The 15,275-nt window shown below is 42.8% G+C and carries 14 protein-coding genes; 4 read left to right on the plus strand and 10 right to left on the minus strand.

Annotation, left to right across the window (positions count from 1 at the left end; translation table 11 throughout):
* The first annotated feature begins 7 nt into the window (after nucleotides 1–7).
* Nucleotides 8–1,636 carry an aminotransferase class V-fold PLP-dependent enzyme gene (locus DFP79_RS04220; protein ID WP_133502678.1) on the plus strand — a complete coding sequence of 543 codons (1,629 nt, stop codon included), beginning with the start codon at nucleotides 8–10 and terminating at the stop codon, nucleotides 1,634–1,636.
* A gap of 316 nt (nucleotides 1,637–1,952) precedes the next feature.
* Nucleotides 1,953–2,408, plus strand: coding sequence for a hypothetical protein (locus DFP79_RS04225; RefSeq protein WP_133502679.1), 456 nt, complete (start codon nucleotides 1,953–1,955; stop codon nucleotides 2,406–2,408).
* 74 nt (nucleotides 2,409–2,482) lie between these two features.
* Here the strand turns inward: DFP79_RS04225 and DFP79_RS04230 are convergent, their stop codons facing one another.
* The gene (locus DFP79_RS04230) at nucleotides 2,483–3,751 is read right to left on the minus strand and encodes an aromatic ring-hydroxylating oxygenase subunit alpha (protein WP_133502680.1); all 1,269 of its coding nucleotides are present in this window, start codon (nucleotides 3,749–3,751) and stop codon (nucleotides 2,483–2,485) included.
* Entirely contained in the window at nucleotides 3,748–4,032 is a 285-nt protein-coding gene (locus DFP79_RS04235) for a hypothetical protein (RefSeq protein ID WP_133502681.1), read from the minus strand. The genes DFP79_RS04230 and DFP79_RS04235 overlap by 4 nt, the downstream gene beginning before the upstream one ends.
* Here DFP79_RS04235 and DFP79_RS04240 point away from each other — a divergent pair, their 5' ends adjacent.
* Complete coding sequence (locus DFP79_RS04240) at nucleotides 4,033–5,160, plus strand: FAD-binding oxidoreductase (RefSeq protein WP_133502682.1); 1,128 nt, start codon at nucleotides 4,033–4,035, stop codon at nucleotides 5,158–5,160. It abuts the gene before it with no gap.
* Between the two features lie 472 nt (nucleotides 5,161–5,632).
* Nucleotides 5,633–6,751: a choline metabolism transcriptional regulator GbdR gene (gene gbdR / locus DFP79_RS04245; protein WP_133502683.1), complete on the plus strand. Its 1,119-nt coding sequence runs from the start codon at nucleotides 5,633–5,635 to the stop codon at nucleotides 6,749–6,751.
* A gap of 100 nt (nucleotides 6,752–6,851) precedes the next feature.
* Here the strand turns inward: gbdR and DFP79_RS04250 are convergent, their stop codons facing one another.
* From DFP79_RS04250 to DFP79_RS04285, 8 genes are all read right to left on the minus strand, one after another.
* Complete coding sequence (locus tag DFP79_RS04250) at nucleotides 6,852–7,652, minus strand: M48 family metallopeptidase (protein ID WP_133502684.1); 801 nt, start codon at nucleotides 7,650–7,652, stop codon at nucleotides 6,852–6,854.
* 165 nt (nucleotides 7,653–7,817) lie between these two features.
* The gene (locus tag DFP79_RS04255; RefSeq protein WP_243730189.1) at nucleotides 7,818–8,159 is read right to left on the minus strand and encodes a DUF2750 domain-containing protein; all 342 of its coding nucleotides are present in this window, start codon (nucleotides 8,157–8,159) and stop codon (nucleotides 7,818–7,820) included.
* A gap of 43 nt (nucleotides 8,160–8,202) precedes the next feature.
* Nucleotides 8,203–9,225 carry an adenosine deaminase gene (locus DFP79_RS04260; protein ID WP_133502686.1) on the minus strand — a complete coding sequence of 341 codons (1,023 nt, stop codon included), beginning with the start codon at nucleotides 9,223–9,225 and terminating at the stop codon, nucleotides 8,203–8,205.
* Entirely contained in the window at nucleotides 9,225–10,082 is an 858-nt protein-coding gene (gene xdhC, locus DFP79_RS04265; RefSeq protein WP_133502687.1) for a xanthine dehydrogenase accessory protein XdhC, read from the minus strand. Before xdhC ends, DFP79_RS04260 begins: the two co-directional genes overlap by 1 nt.
* A gap of 185 nt (nucleotides 10,083–10,267) precedes the next feature.
* Entirely contained in the window at nucleotides 10,268–11,335 is a 1,068-nt protein-coding gene (locus DFP79_RS04270) for a BMP family ABC transporter substrate-binding protein (RefSeq protein WP_133502688.1), read from the minus strand.
* A 67-nt stretch (nucleotides 11,336–11,402) separates the two neighbouring features.
* Nucleotides 11,403–12,335 (minus strand): ABC transporter permease, encoded by a 933-nt coding sequence (locus tag DFP79_RS04275; RefSeq protein ID WP_133502689.1) that lies wholly within the window; start codon nucleotides 12,333–12,335, stop codon nucleotides 11,403–11,405.
* Between the two features lie 8 nt (nucleotides 12,336–12,343).
* Entirely contained in the window at nucleotides 12,344–13,411 is a 1,068-nt protein-coding gene (locus DFP79_RS04280) for an ABC transporter permease (protein WP_133502690.1), read from the minus strand.
* Nucleotides 13,408–14,961: an ABC transporter ATP-binding protein gene (locus DFP79_RS04285; protein WP_133502691.1), complete on the minus strand. Its 1,554-nt coding sequence runs from the start codon at nucleotides 14,959–14,961 to the stop codon at nucleotides 13,408–13,410. Before DFP79_RS04285 ends, DFP79_RS04280 begins: the two co-directional genes overlap by 4 nt.
* Between the last annotated feature and the right edge of the window lie 314 nt (nucleotides 14,962–15,275).

A 15,275-nucleotide genomic window follows, 5' to 3' on the forward strand; every position in this document is an offset into this window, starting at 1 on the left:
GTGTAAAATGTTAGAACAAGCGTCACTTATTCGTAAAATTCAAAGGTCTGTGAGTGATTCCTCTCCCATCATTAGCGGGCCGTTTGGTTTGAGAAAGCTGGTGTATGCTGATTATACAGCTTCTGGCAGAGCGTTAGATTTTATTGAAGATGCGATTCAAGATCACGTGCTGCCTTTTTATGCCAACACTCACACAGAGGCAAATGAAAGTGGTAGTCAAACAACTGCTTTTAGAGAAGAAGCCCGTGACGCTATTAGGACGTTAACTAACGCAAGCTCTGAAGATTTGGTTATTTTCTGTGGGAGTGGTGCTACTGCTGCCGTTAATGTTTTGATTTCGCAGTTGAATCTGAAAGGGCTAGATCAAGCTGGCAAAGACAATACCGTTATCATCCTCGGTCCCTACGAGCATCACTCGAATGAATTGCCTTGGCGTTCACTAGGGATCCAAATTTTACAAGTCCCGGTTAATGAAAGTGGCACTCCTTGTATGAACTCTCTTGAGGTTTTTTTAAAAGAGAATCAGGGGAAACGAATAGTGGCCAGCTTTAGTGCGGCTTCAAATGTGTCAGGCATTAGAACGAACGATGTTGAAGTTGGCTCGTTGTTAAACCGATACGGCGCCCTTTCTATTTGGGATTATGCCGCAGCGGCTCCCTACGTCAATATGGATATGAACCCGTCAGATGAGACGGCTCATACTCAAGCTGCCAAAAGTGCAATGTTTTTTTCAATGCATAAGTTTGTTGGTGGTCCGGGCACGCCTGGCGTTCTTGTGGTTAAAAAATCCATAATTGCTAATCACGAACCCAGTGTCATCGGGGGAGGTACGGTGTCATTTGTTACGCCTCAGGATCATACTTTTTTACCGATAGGTGAAAGAAGAGAAGAAGGTGGAACGCCGGATATTGTTGGCAGTATTAGGGCTGGGTTGGTTGCTAAACTAAAGCTTGCAGTAGGTGATGAATGGATTGAGTCCCGAGAAAAGGAATTAAGCGGACTTATTTTAGATCGGATAGGAGATCATCCAAATATTGAGATACTCGGTGAAAATCAGTCAAATAAGTTGACCATCACTTCTTACAGAGTAAAAGCCAATAATGGGCAGTATATGCATCATGGCCTTATTGTAGCTCTTCTGAATGATTTATTTGGAATTCAGGTGAGAGGAGGGTGTTCTTGTGCTGGCCCATACGGACACTATTTGCTCGGATTGGATGCGAGTACGTCCGATGAAATTCGAAAAGAACTTGAATGCGGAAATAAGTTTATTAAGCCTGGTTGGATTCGTTTTAATTTAAACTACTTTCTACCGGATGCAGAAGCGGACTATATATTGTCTGCCATTATATACACCGCAACGCATGCAGAAAAATTAGCATCTTATTATCGATATGATGCCTCTCAAGACCGCTGGTGTCACATTCACCATGAGCGTAACGTCTCAAGTTTGGATCAAGTGTTTACGGATGCGGTTATAAAGCGACCAGCTGATGCTTGCAAAGATGAGGCGCTAAGTGAAGCAGATCAACATGCGTTTGATTACTACTTTAACGAAGCGAACAAGTTGATTGATAAGTTGATTGGAGAAAATGAAGCGGTTGCTTGCATACCTAAGCGGTTTGTTACGCAATAGTATTTGTTCAAAATACTCTCAGTAGTGCTTAGCTATTGAAGGTATGAATATATTGGTCAATCAATTCTATATATTAAGTAAATATTAAGTGAAATTAATCTCATTTGCATTTTCATGAATCCGTTTCTAAAATATTAGTGAGATTTAAAGTGTACTTGGCTTCCAGGGAAGGTGCGTTATTTTGGAAGTTCTACGTTATTCTTAAGACTGTCTGAAGGAATCAGTGGCCAGATTTGGCTCAAAAGGTATGTAGCCAAAGTTATTGGTTCATACCTCTTTGATTATGTTGTTGGTTACGATTTACGAAGACGATTCGATGTATCAGTCACAAATTATTTTGCTACTTGAAAGCTATGAAGACATTACGCAAAAAGCCAAACATGCGTATATGGAAGGTTTGATTGAAGAAGCGAGCAGCTACTATAAAGAAGCGTGTGATATTAGTACGCGTTTGCTTTCGTTCCCGACGATATCTCATGACACGTTAAAACGTTGTGTGGATGCTTGTTCGAATTACTTCGATTTTTGCAATAATCCAAGTGATGATGATCAGAATGACTATTTGCATAGTGTATCGTCGATGCTGATGGGGATTGTCGCAAGCAATCAAGAGAGTGATATGCGAATGGCTGCATTGGAAGCCTATGCCGATATTGCGAGATTGTCGTATTTGGTTGCTAAGTGTTGTCGATCTGAAAAAGCGCAGTCGGTGATATCCGACTTCTATCAGTGTTGGACTAAATATTCGCCATCTCTTGTTTGTTTTCACTAACCGCTTTATATGAATGAAAAAACCCCAATAAGCTTTCTACTTATTGGGGTTTTTATTTTTCGCTTCTTAATGGCTTAGGCTAAGTTGCTTTTGATCGTTTCGCTGTACCATTCTAGGAAGTTAATAACACCAAATTCGTATGTTTCTGAATACGGTCCAGGTTGATACCCAACCGAATTAATGCCGAGTTGGTTTTGCTCGCCAAGAACACGATCTTGTTCGTTTGTTGCGTCCCAGACTTTTCTTAGACGTTCTGGGTCATAATCAACACCTTCAACTGCGTCTTTGTGTACAAACCACTTAGTTGTGACCATGGTTTCTTGAGCGGATATAGGCAATACACGGAACACAATAAAATGGTCTGATTGCATGTGGTTCCATGAATTAGGAAGGTGCAAAATACGCATGGAGCCTAATTGAGGGTTTTTAACTCGGCCAAGCATTTTTTTACAGCCCGCTTCGCCATCCATCGTCATTACTTTTACGCCTTTTTTCAAAGGCATGCGCACGATGCGATTTCGTAAACCCGGTCCATAGCTTTTGTGCTCGTGAGGAATGCCTTCTTCGTCCCATTTTTCAGCTTGATCCTTGTAGAGGTCTAGGAAATCCTGAGACGCTCGTGGATCGTTGATATCATCCCACTCAAGAAGCGTATTTAGAAGTTCTGGATGGCTGCCTGAGCAATGGTAGCACTCACGGTTGTTTTCTAAGACAAGCTTCCAGTTTGCCTTTTCATACATGTGTGACTCTACCGCTAACTTTGTATTCTCTACGTCGTAAGGTTCCATGTATTCTTCTAATGTTTGAAGAAACTCATCAAAGTCACCGGTAGGCTCTTCCTTGCCAATAGAAACAAATATGAAACCGCCAGCTGTTTTGCAGAAGGCTTTTTTAAGACCGTGTTGTTTGAGGTCAAATTCACCGCCCATTTCAGTGCCAGCGAACAGAAGGTTACCTTTTAAGTCGTACGTCCATTGGTGGTATGGACAAACTAAATTTGCGACTTTACCTCTGTGCTCCGTACATATGCGAGAGCCACGGTGACGGCACGTGTTATGAAAAGCGTTAACCGAGCCATCTGCATCGCGAAGAATCAAAACTGGGTTTTGACCTATTTCTACCGTGAAGTAATCGCCACGTTTTGGTATTTCGCTCGTCATCCCGACAAAAAGCCATTCTTTTTGAAAGACTTCTTCCATATCAACGCGGAACATGTGTGGGTCATTATAAAGCGCGGCGTCTAATGAATAATTAGGTTGACGCGTTTCCAGTAGCGTTTTCATTTCTGCTTTTGCTTCCTGGAGAGTGGCATGACGTATATTTAGTAAATCATTCTGATTCATCGCAGTATTCCCAAATGACGTAAAAATAGAAGGTTTTTCTCTCGACGAGCGTGATATTTATACTTCTTAGATTTCGCTATGCTCTCCCAATGTGGCGTTGTCAGAATGACTGTTTGCGACATGAGTAAGCATTTAATTCGACCTATAGCTTCGGCTCTGCTCTTGTAGTTAGTGGGATTGACTGCTTCGAGCAATAAAATGTCGCCCATGGTTAAATTGAGATGCGCCGCTGCGAACAAAATGGGCTGAAATAAACGTTTTAAAGAAAAGGTGAGGGTCATATGACACAACTTGAAAACGAAGTGACAGGATCGGATTATTTAGCCCCTATTAATACTCAGACTTGGGTAAATGGTCGCCACAATGTTCGTTGTGTGAATGTGGTTCAAGAATCTTGGGATGTACGAACTTTTAGTTTTATGGCTGAGCAACCAGTCATGTTCTTTTTTAAGCCGGGACAATTTGTCACGTTAGAGCTTGAAATTAATGGTGAGCAGGTAATGCGTTCGTACACTATTTCAAGTGCGCCCTCAGTACCATACAGCTTTTCTATTACAGTAAAGCGGGTTCCAAGTGGCTTAGTGTCAAATTGGATTCACGACAATATGGTTGTTGGGTCCGAATTGGCGGTGCACGGCCCGGTTGGATTGTTTAACTGTATCGACTTTCCGGCAGAAAAAGTTCTGCTTTTAAGTGGTGGCGTTGGGATAACCCCGGTTATGTCAATGGCGCGTTGGTGGTTTGATACCAATGCGAGTGTTGATACGATTTTTATTCACAGCGCTAGAACGCCACGTGACCTTATTTACCCTCGTGAACTAGACCATATGGCGTCTCGTGTTGAGCAGTTCAAACTCAACATAATCGTAGAAAAAATGGAAAACGGATTGCCTTGGAATGGCTATCGTGGCTACCTCGACATGGCCAAGCTGGAAATGATGGCACCAGATTTTATGGAAAGAGAGGTGTTTTGTTGTGGGCCTGGGCCTTATATGGCCGCTGTTAAGAAAATGCTGAAACAATGCGGATTCGACATGGCACGCTATCATGAAGAGTCCTTTGGTGCGACGCCAGAGTCTGTTGTCGAAGATGCGATTGAAAATGCAGAGGCTGCTGTCATTGAGGCAGATGCCATTGAGCGAGAGGACTTACTTCGAATTGATTTTGAAAGTCAGGGTAAGAGTATTCAGCTTGCTCCAACAGAAACACTGCATACAGCTGCGGCGAAATTGGATCTTCATATTCCTAAAGCATGTGGTATGGGAATCTGCGGCACATGTAAGGTGAAAGTGCTACAAGGCGAAACCCATATGGAGCATAACGGTGGCATTACAGATGAAGACGTTGATGATGGATACGTTCTATCGTGCTGTACCACACCTAAAACCGATGTCGTTATAGATTTTTAAGTGAAATAAAGACTGTCGAATTTGTTCTCAGAGACATTAAGGTTAAGCAAATGAATCTAGTCTACACTTAATATTAATGACTCAAATGGTGTGTTCTTTCGCGGAGGGAATTCACTAGAAATAGTTTTCTTTATCGAAATCATGAAAGCTGATCACTAAGATTCATAAGTGATCAGCTTTTTTTTCTTGTAAAAAAGGGCATATTGGTTTTTTATTAAATGAGTGTTCAATAAAAGTGCGTTATAGGATTCTGTTTGATCTTCTAAGGTGCTTTTAAGTGTGAATCGAACGCTTTGCTATTCTTGTGTTAGTGAAGCTGAAGATTTTTCTGACGAACAATTTTTTCGTAAAATAATAATAAGTAAGTATTTTTTCTGATTTTAGAGTTTTTTAGCGATATTTTAGCAGCATACATGTTAATTGGTTCGTTTTTTGCTACATCGGAATTAATACCTATAAGAGGGCATGAGCAATGGTCGCAGCAAATGATTCAGTTTCGTTCCTAGGAGTAAAGCAACCTACTACGCGTGTTGGTTTCTTGCTATTAGATCAATTCACCATGATCGCGTTAGCGTCGTCAATTGGTCCATTGAGAATGGCTAACCAGTTGTCGGGTGAAGAGCTATATACATGGGATGTGATATCCGAGACAGGGGAGGCGGTAGAAGCGAGTGACGGACTCAGCTTGAGTGCGGACTATAGCTTTGAAAACTGCCCTGAATTCGACATGATTATCGTTGCTGGAGGGCTAAATATCACGCGCTCTTTTACTACCGCGCAGGTGCGTTGGGTGCAGAGAAATGCCAAAAAAGGCATTGTTGTCGGTAGTATTTGCACAGGGGCGTATATGTTGGCCCACGCCGGATTGCTTGATGGAAACAGCTGTAGCGTTCATTGGGAATGTATGACTGTCCTTCAAGAAAAATTCCCTAAAGTAAATTGCAATAATCGGTTGTTTACGATCGACAGAAAAAGGGTCTCTTCTTCTGGTGGCAATGCCCCACTCGATATGTTTTTGAATTTGATTGCTAGGGCGCATGGAGCTAAGTTGTCCAGTGCCGTGTCAGATATGCTTATTTGCGATCGTATACGGTCTGATCAGGAGCAGCAAAGAGTTCCGCTGCGTCAGTACGGGAATGGCGGTAACTTCAAGCCTAAGCTGGTCGATGTTATCGAATTAATGGAAAATAATTTAGAGGAACCCATCGAGCTTGATGAGCTTGCCAGTTTTGTCAGTGTGTCTCGCCGTCAACTGGAAAGGATGTTTCATAAGTATTTAGATTGCTCGCCTTCTAAGTATTATCTAAAACTGCGTTTAAATCGTGCTCGCCAATTGCTTAAACAGTCTAATATGTCGATCGTCGAAATTTCAGCGGCATGTGGCTTTATATCGACACCACATTTTAGTCGCTGTTATAGAAAGCATTTAGGAAGCTCCCCAAGAGACGAGAGAAAAATGGCTTGGAGTATCGGGGCGGCAAGTACGGTCAGTATTGCAGGCTCTGAATCTGCGGTTGTTTACGCTGCGCATGCAACGTCTGCATTATGTAATGCTCAAGCAGAACCAAGTTATGGTTCCGTTTCAATATAACCGTGGTCTAGAGTTAGATAAGTCCACTAAATATAGAACTTAGCTGCTGCCGGTTGTTTTCAACCGAGCAGCGGCGAATATAGTGAATTAGTAAGACACTCTAGTAGCAATGAGCGTTTTTACCGAGGTTTTTTAAGTTGTTATAGATTGCTAATGGACTGCTCATAGCAGCATTCAAATCTTGAATACGCGTACTATTTGATGGGTGAGTCGAAAGTAATTCCGGTGTTTTGCTAGAACCTGCTTTACTCATGTTTTCCCAAAGCGATACGCTTTCACGGGGATCAAATCCAGCCTTTGCCATTAGCTCTAGACCAATAAAATCTGCTTCCGATTCGTGGACCCTACTAAACGGAAGAATGATCCCTACTTGAGCTCCAATCCCGAGACCTTGAAAGATGGCTTTCTTCTCTGGCGTTTCTTCGCCGCTTATTTGATAGCCTATTGCAAGAGCTTGGCTCGTTGCTAATTGTGTAGAGACCCGTTCGTTGCCATGCCTTGCAAGGACATGACCTACTTCGTGCCCCATCACAGCAGCAAGTTGAGATTGATTTTGAGCGACGTTTAATAACCCTGTATATACCCCGATTTTATTGCCGGGAAGTGCAAAGGCATTTACCTGTTCGCTGTCGAAGACACGAACTTCCCATTCTTGAGAGCGGTATTTTTCAGGTAAGACGGCAATAATTCTATCAGCAATACATTGGACGTTTTTTGATGTTTGGGTGTTGTTCGTCTCTGGAATCTCTTCTTTCATCTGATTAAAAGAGGCAACGCCCATTTCGTTTAACTTTGAGTCCGGAAGCAATACGAATTGAGTTCTTCCTGTGGGAGATGAGCTGCATGCAGTAACTAATGTCGCAATAGCAAGTGTGTAAGTAAACGGTGTAATGGCTTTCATTGGGGTTCCCGTTCTTATCGATGGATGTATATTTTTGGATTGAATATAGGAATTTTAATATTTACTTTTTTAACAGCATAAAATAGAGAAGAGATGGAAAAAGTCGGTGAGGTATAATCTATTATACGTACCGACTTCTGAGGTCGTAAATGCTATTTTACAGGGCTAAGAAAGTTCGCCTGATAATTCAGCGGCACTAACGGTAATGCACTCACCTGCTAAATTCGGGCATACACCGACCTTGTATTGATCGTTAGCCATTCCAGGTAGCCATTTTGAAATCCACGCATCTGATGTGATCTCAAGCGCTTCGAACCCTTCATACTCTTCGTTTAACCAGTGTTCAGCTTGTTCTTTAGTCAACCAAATTGGAAGAATGTTTTCACCCGAGATTGGGATGATCAAGCATCCTTCCGCGTCAGCTAAAGCGTAAATACTCTGATTTTGTTTAACAGCACTAATGGCTTGTTCGTAACGTGTTTGGCTTGGCAGTCCAAAAAAATTCATTATTTCGTCGTTTGGCATTGTTTAACTGCTTTGTAATTTGTGATTAAGCACTTTCAAACAAATTTTTAATTGTCATCAAGTGTTTTGATTTTTGCTCGCTGTTTAGCCAGCTACCGTTAAAAGAGTTGCAAGCAAGAGTATACAGCTCAATTTTTGATATACCACTGCCTTGAATTAATGCCGTGTAATTGTCATTCATGTATCCACCAAAGTAAGCTGGATCATCTGAATTTACAGTGGCGTTTAATCCGAATTTTAACATGGTTCTAATCGGGTGATTTTTCATGTCGGAAACGACGCAAAGCTTAAGGTTGGACAGCGGGCAAACTGTGAGCGTCAGTCCGCGACTTTTTATTGCTGCGATTAAATCTGCTTCTTCAAGCGCACGGTTTCCGTGATCAATTCGATCAACCTTGATCGTGTCAATGGCCTGCCAAACGTATTCTGGTGGCCCTTCTTCTCCTGCATGTGCGGTGACTGCTAACCCTAATTTTTTGCATTCTTCAAATACATTCTTAAAGTTAAGAGGAGGGTTTCCAACTTCTGAACTGTCTAGACCCACTCCATCAATCCAGTCCAAATAGGGCTTCGCTTGTTCAAGTGTTTTGAATGCGTCTTCCTCTGAAAGATGGCGTAAAAAGGACATGATGAGCTTGAACGTCATACCGAATTTCGATTCGCCGTCCTTTAAAGCTCGATAGATGCCGTTAATCTGAGTTTCAAAGCTAACGTTTCGAGAGGTGTGGCCTTGTGGGTCAAAAAATATTTCGACATGAACCACATTGTCTCGATGTACTCGTTCCAGATAGGCCATTGTCAGATCGTAAAAATCCTGCTCTTTCAAAAGAACCGACATTCCTTGGTAATACAGATCAAGAAAGTCTTGAAGGTTTTCAAACTGGTATGCAGACTTTAGTTCTTCAACCGTTTGGTACTTGAGGGGGACACTGTTTCGCTTAGCGATAGAGAACATCAGCTCTGGCTCAAATGTTCCTTCTATATGAAGATGAAGCTCTGTTTTTGGCATCTCATGTGCCAGTGCAAGAAGGGAATGGGTGGTCGTCATTATTTGGCCTCCATTTGAGAGTGTAATTTGTGTTCGCTTTCTATGGGTTCTGACTGATTGGACACTGACAGATTCGATACTGAAGAGTTTTTAGGGGATGTTGCTTTTAGAATATTAGCGATGATGGAGATCGCTATTTCTCCAGGCTGCTTAGAGATAATGTCAGGTTCTCCTACAGGGCATTGCATCTGATTAATTTGTTGATTGGAGAACCCTTTTGCTTTTAAACGGTGCTTAAAGCGAGCACTTTTGGTTTTCGATCCAATGACACCTAAAAATGCAACGTCATTTCTTTTGAGGATATTTTCAACAAGTTCTAAATCAAGTTGGTGATTATGGGTTAAGACTAAATAGTAAGTCTCGGGTGGCATATCTGGAATGGCGTCAACGGGGAATTCGTAAGGTTTCTTGACTGTGTTTTTTGGGATATATTCTGGGAATTCATCTGTTCGGCTGTCTACCCAGCTTATGCTTGCAGGGATGTTTTCTAAACAATGAACGACTGCCTTTCCAACATGGCCTGCTCCAAAAATCGCGATATGGCGCATATTTTGTAACACGCTTTCATAAAGCACAGTAACAAAGCCTCCACAGCATTGCCCTAGTGTCGCGCCTAACGGAAAGTCTTCCGTAGAGGTTCCATCGACATTATCTGCCAGCTTTGCTCGCGCATGTGCAATGGCTTTGTATTCCAAGTGTCCGCCGCCGATGGTGCCGAACAAGCCCTGTTGGCTCACAAGCATCCGAGCGCCTTTTTCTCGAGGAGTCGACCCTTTAATATCAAGCACAGATACCATAATGAAACTGATACCCGATGCTTCAAGTCTTGCGGCTTCTTGAATCCAATCTGTATTCATGAACTCTCTCTATGTTTGGCTAGAGCTACTTTATAAAAAGCACTTGGCGGGGCGATATGGCGGGAGCTAAATGCAAATTTATAAAAGAGTCTAGTATGAGCTTTGATGATAGTAAAAAGTAGCAACAGCATAAGGTGCTGTTGCTACTTTACTTATTACTAATAATAAGCCATCAACCGTTCGAACTAGCGAGGTACTTCGTCAGTGATGCCTTCAACATACCAGTTGACCTGTGCTAGCTCTGCATCTGTCAAAGTGTGGCCTGCAGGAACAACTAGGTTGCCTTTGTTGTCCGTAATTGGACCAGTAAAGGGGTGGAACTCACCAGAGTTGATCTTTTCGTAAGTTGCGTCGATTTTTGCACGAATGTCTTTTGGAAGGTTGTCGTTAATAGACGCCAAAGAAAGCATGTCGTCTTGGAAACCACCCCAAAAATCAGTAGGTTTGTAGGTTCCATCCATCACCGCTTTTGCGGTCTTGATGTAGTATGGAGCCCAATCGTCGCGTACAGAGAATACATGTGCTTCTGGTGCAAATTTACTTTGGTCAGATGCTTGACCAATTGCGCGAATGCCGCGTTTTTCTGCTGCGATTAATGGAGCTGGGCTGTCTGTATGCTGAAGCATTACATCTACGCCCTGATCCATAAGCGCATTCGCTGCGTCAGTTTCTTTACCTGGATCATACCAAGAGTTAACCCAAACAATTTTAATTTTCACATCTGGGTTTACGCTCTTAGCAGCCATGTAAGTCGCATCGATATCACGAATTACTTCTGGAATAGGGAAAGAGCCGATGTAACCAATAGTGTTGGTTTTCGTTAATAAGCCTGCAGCTATACCAGATACATAACGACCTTCATAAGTACGAAGAACGTATGTTCCCATATTCTTAGAGCGTTTGTACCCAGTAGCGTGTTCAAACGTTGTCTTAGGGAAGCGCTTAGCTACTTTTAAAGTTGGGTTCATGTAGCCAAATGACGTCGTAAAGATTAGGTCATTACCAGATTTAGCTAATTGAGTGATGACACGTTCAGCATCGGCACCTTCAGGAACGCTTTCAACGTAGGTTGTTTCTACTTTTCCATCGAAATATTTTTCCATTTCTTGGCGGCCACGATCGTGCTCGTAACTCCAACCCAAATCACCTACAGGGCCGACGTATACAAATCCAACTTTAAACGGATCTTCTGCATGCGCGGTGCCTAGCCCCGCGAGCAACCCTACACCCACAAGTAAACTTTTCAGTTTCATTTCGTACTCCTCTTGTGCCTATTGGCTTTTACTTTAAAACTATAAATGTAATTGAAATGTGTCGTTATTATGCCATCTGTCTTGGGTCAAACGGCTTGCCCAGTGAACGTGGGGCTAATAACTTTTCTTTAAATTGATCTGCACTGATAATCACCATTACAACGACGGTCGCAACGTACGGCAACATCGCGAGCAGGTTCGGTGAAATAGACCATCCCATCCCTTGTAGAACAAGGTGCATAATGCTTGCCAAACCAAATAGGTACGCACCTAACATAATATTACCTATTCTCCAGGAAGCGAATACAACTAATGCAAGTGCAATCCAGCCTCTGCCAGAAGTCATGTTTTCGACCCACATAGGCGTATAAGACAAAGACATATACGCGCCAGCTAACCCCGCCATAGCACCTCCAAACATAATGGCGAAATAGCGTATGCTCAATACTTTAATGCCAATTGCATTGGCGGCATGTGGGTTTTCTCCGACAGCTCGAAGGGTCAAGCCAAGTCGTGTTTTATTTGCAATGAAGGCTAACGCTGCGGCAACCACAAACGAAATGTAGACAAGCAAATCGTGTGTAAACAAAATTTTGCCAATCACAGGGATATCAGATAACACTGGAATGATAATAGGTTGGAAGCCTTGAAGAGTCTCGCCGATTACGCCAGAGCCGATAAATGCGCTTAAACCTGTACCAAATATGGTTAAGGCTAACCCCGTAGCAACTTGGTTGGCGCCTAAATGTAACACCAAGAAGCCAAATATCAAGCTCATCAGTGCGCCCATCGCCATTGCTGCGAAAACGGCCAGCCCTAAGTTACCGGTTGCAAACGCGCTCATGAATCCCACTACGGCACCCATTAGCATCATGCCTTCTTGTCCGAGGTTTAATACACCGGATTTTTCGCAGATAACTTCACCAAGTGCGATTAACAGAAGAGGTGTCCCGGTTTTTATCGTTGCAAATAATATTTGTGTAATTAAATCGATGTCCATCTGGTTACCTATACGTTTGCGTCTTTATTTAGAATGATGCGATAGCGAATAAAGAAGTCACACGCTAGCAGGAAAAATAGCAAAATACCTTGGAACATGCCTACAACCGCGGTTGGTATGGACATTTCTATTTGCGCAAGGTCGCCACCCATATACAGCACAGCAAGAAAAATAGAGGCAGCAATAGCACCAATCGGGTGCAAGCGCCCAAGGTAAGCGACGATGATTGCAGCATAGCCATATCCAGGAGAAACAACTGGAACGAGCTGACCAATCGGGCCGATTACTTCAGCGACACCTGCTAAACCTGCTAATGCTCCTGCAAAAAGCATCACGAACCAGGTTATTTTATTTGCCGAAAAGCCTGCGTATTTGGCAGCTGGGGCATCTGATCCGAAGACACGTATTTGAAAGCCTAGGTGCGTTTTCGAAAGAATAACCCATGCGGCGATACCGGCCAAAATTGCAATGACTACGCCCCAATGTGCTCGACCGCTTTCAATTAACGTGGGTAAAAGCGTCGCGTCGGAAAACATGGCAGATTCGGGAAATCCGAAACCATCAGGGTCTCTTAGTGGGCCATGTACGGCCCAAACTAATAAATACAAAGCAATGTAGTTAAACATGATTGTTGTAAGTATTAAGTTAGAGTTAAATTTAATTTTAAGGAATGTTGGCAAAGCCGCCCAGAACATGCCTGATACAATGCCTGCTAAGAGTGTTATAGGGAGAGCTAGTGAAGAATCAGAATCAACAAATAGGAGGCCAACAGCACTTCCGCCTAGAGCGCCAGCAAGAAGTTGACCTTCAGCGCCGATATTCCAAAGATTTGCTCGATAACAAAGTGACAAACCTACAGCGCAAAGCAGTAATGGGCCCATCTTCACAAGCATTTCGCCTACATTGTATGCGTCGCTAAGAGGCATAATGAGCAATACGTGGAGTGCTTGGATTGGGTCTTTATCCAGAATGATAAACAGGATAGAGCCAAATATAAGGGTTAAAGCGATAGCGATAATAGGTGACGCAAACTGCATTAGTGTGCTGCTGTCTGTTCTAGCTTGAACTTGAATCACGCGGCAGTCTCCTGATTGGTGTCATGCGTGTTTGTGTTAATGAATGTACCAGCCATCCATTCTCCTATCTGATCAATAGAAGTCTTCTCGGTATGAACCGTTGGAGATAAGTGTCCATCACAGATGGCAGCCATGCGGTCTGCTAAAAGGAATAGCTCATCAATGTCTTCTGAAATAAGCAAGATAGCCGCACCTTGATCACGTAATGCCAAAAGCGCTTGATGTATTGCTAAGGCAGCACCCACATCGACACCCCAAGTTGGATGAGCGCATATAAGTACTTTAGGGTTTTGGCCAATTTCACGGCCCATGATGAACTTTTGTAAGTTGCCGCCACTTAGGCTCTTCGCGTGTGAAAATTCGCCATGACATTTTACTTTGAACTGATCGATAATGGATTTGGCGTATTGCTTTACCGCTTTCCATTCGACCCAGCCATTTTTTACAAACCCTACTTTATGGGTGAGAAGGGTGTTTTCCGCTAGGCTCATGTCTGGAACGGCACCGCGCCCTAGACGCTCTTCTGGAACATAAGCCATGCCTAGGCTACGTCTTGTTCCGGCTCCAAGCGAACTGATGTCTTTTCCATCAAGCCACATGACATTTTTAAGTTTTCGACCATCTTCGCCGCTTATTGCTGCCATTAATTCGTCTTGGCCGTTACCAGCGACGCCTGCAACACCCAAAATTTCTCCTTTTTTAAGTTCGAAGGAAATGTGTTTTAGGCTCGTACCGAAGGGCTGTTTGCTGTCTAGAGTTAGATCTTCTGCTTTAAAAAGCGTTTCTGTTCCTATTTTCTTTGAATAGCCTGCATCTTGTTCAGCAAGGTCGCCTACCATCATTTTTGCAATTGATGCAGGTGTTTCGATTCTTGGGTCGCACGTATCAATGGCTTTACCGCCACGTAAAATGGTAGCGCTATGGCAAATTTCAGTGACTTCATGAAGCTTGTGACTGATAAACATTATGCTACAGCCTTCGGATGAAAGCCTTCTAAGTACGTCAAACAGTCCTGCTACTTCTTGCGGTGTTAGAACGGAGGTCGGTTCGTCTAGGATAAGCAGTTTTACATCTTGCACTAAGCAACGCATAATTTCGACGCGTTGGCGTTCGCCAATAGACAAAGTGTGCACCAATCGATCTGGGTCTACATTTAAACCGTACGCTTTGGAGAGTGTGCTGATTTTACTTCCCAAGTGGCCTATTGTTTCTAATTGCGCTTTACTTAAACACAATTCTATATTTTGACTTACGGTAAGTGTTTCAAACAAAGAAAAATGCTGAAAAACCATCCCGATGCCTAATTCACGCGCAATAGCGGGAGATTTTATCTCTACTTCTTTGCCGTCCCACATAAACTGGCCTGAGTTTGGCGCAACCACTCCATAGATGCTTTTTACTAAGGTGCTCTTTCCTGCACCGTTTTCTCCCAACAATGCGTGTATCTCACCTGGAGACAGTTGCATTGATATGCGGTCGTTTGCTAGACAGCCCGGATATTGTTTGGTGATGTTTAGCAATTCTAAACGGGGCGTTGAGGTTGTATTCAATTCAAATCACCGTGAGACTCAATTTATTTCGCCGTAATCATTGTTTAATTACGAATGTTTAGTTAAACCGAATTAATGTGCTTTATTCTGAGTCAGAGTGGTAAGTAGGCTGATTCAAAACAGTGCAAGGTCTGCGTTATTTTTTTGACCGATCGGTTCATTATGCCGCTTATTAGCCTATGTCGCTTAGCGAGTATCAAATAACGTGCCAAGCGATCTAGAGCGTTCGCCGCAAGGATACGTAATTTTTATTGATTTGTCTTCTCGGTCAGCTTTAGATTGATACATTTTCTTGATCTAAACTTAAAGAAAAT

Source organism: Marinomonas balearica, assembly GCF_004362145.1.
Lineage (GTDB): Bacteria > Pseudomonadota > Gammaproteobacteria > Pseudomonadales > Marinomonadaceae > Marinomonas > Marinomonas balearica.

Bases quoted from the DNA above. Each gene is read 5' to 3' on its own strand.
- DFP79_RS04220 (WP_133502678.1), top strand. From the start codon at position 8: ATGTTAGAACAAGCGTCACTTATTCGTAAAATTCAAAGGTCTGTGAGT.
- DFP79_RS04225 (WP_133502679.1), top strand. From the start codon at position 1,953: ATGTATCAGTCACAAATTATTTTGCTACTTGAAAGCTATGAAGACATT.
- DFP79_RS04230 (WP_133502680.1), bottom strand. From the start codon at position 3,751: ATGAATCAGAATGATTTACTAAATATACGTCATGCCACTCTCCAGGAA.
- DFP79_RS04235 (WP_133502681.1), bottom strand. From the start codon at position 4,032: ATGACCCTCACCTTTTCTTTAAAACGTTTATTTCAGCCCATTTTGTTC.
- DFP79_RS04240 (WP_133502682.1), top strand. From the start codon at position 4,033: ATGACACAACTTGAAAACGAAGTGACAGGATCGGATTATTTAGCCCCT.
- gbdR (WP_133502683.1), top strand. From the start codon at position 5,633: ATGGTCGCAGCAAATGATTCAGTTTCGTTCCTAGGAGTAAAGCAACCT.
- DFP79_RS04250 (WP_133502684.1), bottom strand. From the start codon at position 7,652: ATGAAAGCCATTACACCGTTTACTTACACACTTGCTATTGCGACATTA.
- DFP79_RS04255 (WP_243730189.1), bottom strand. From the start codon at position 8,159: ATGAATTTTTTTGGACTGCCAAGCCAAACACGTTACGAACAAGCCATT.
- DFP79_RS04260 (WP_133502686.1), bottom strand. From the start codon at position 9,225: ATGACGACCACCCATTCCCTTCTTGCACTGGCACATGAGATGCCAAAA.
- xdhC (WP_133502687.1), bottom strand. From the start codon at position 10,082: ATGAATACAGATTGGATTCAAGAAGCCGCAAGACTTGAAGCATCGGGT.
- DFP79_RS04270 (WP_133502688.1), bottom strand. From the start codon at position 11,335: ATGAAACTGAAAAGTTTACTTGTGGGTGTAGGGTTGCTCGCGGGGCTA.
- DFP79_RS04275 (WP_133502689.1), bottom strand. From the start codon at position 12,335: ATGGACATCGATTTAATTACACAAATATTATTTGCAACGATAAAAACC.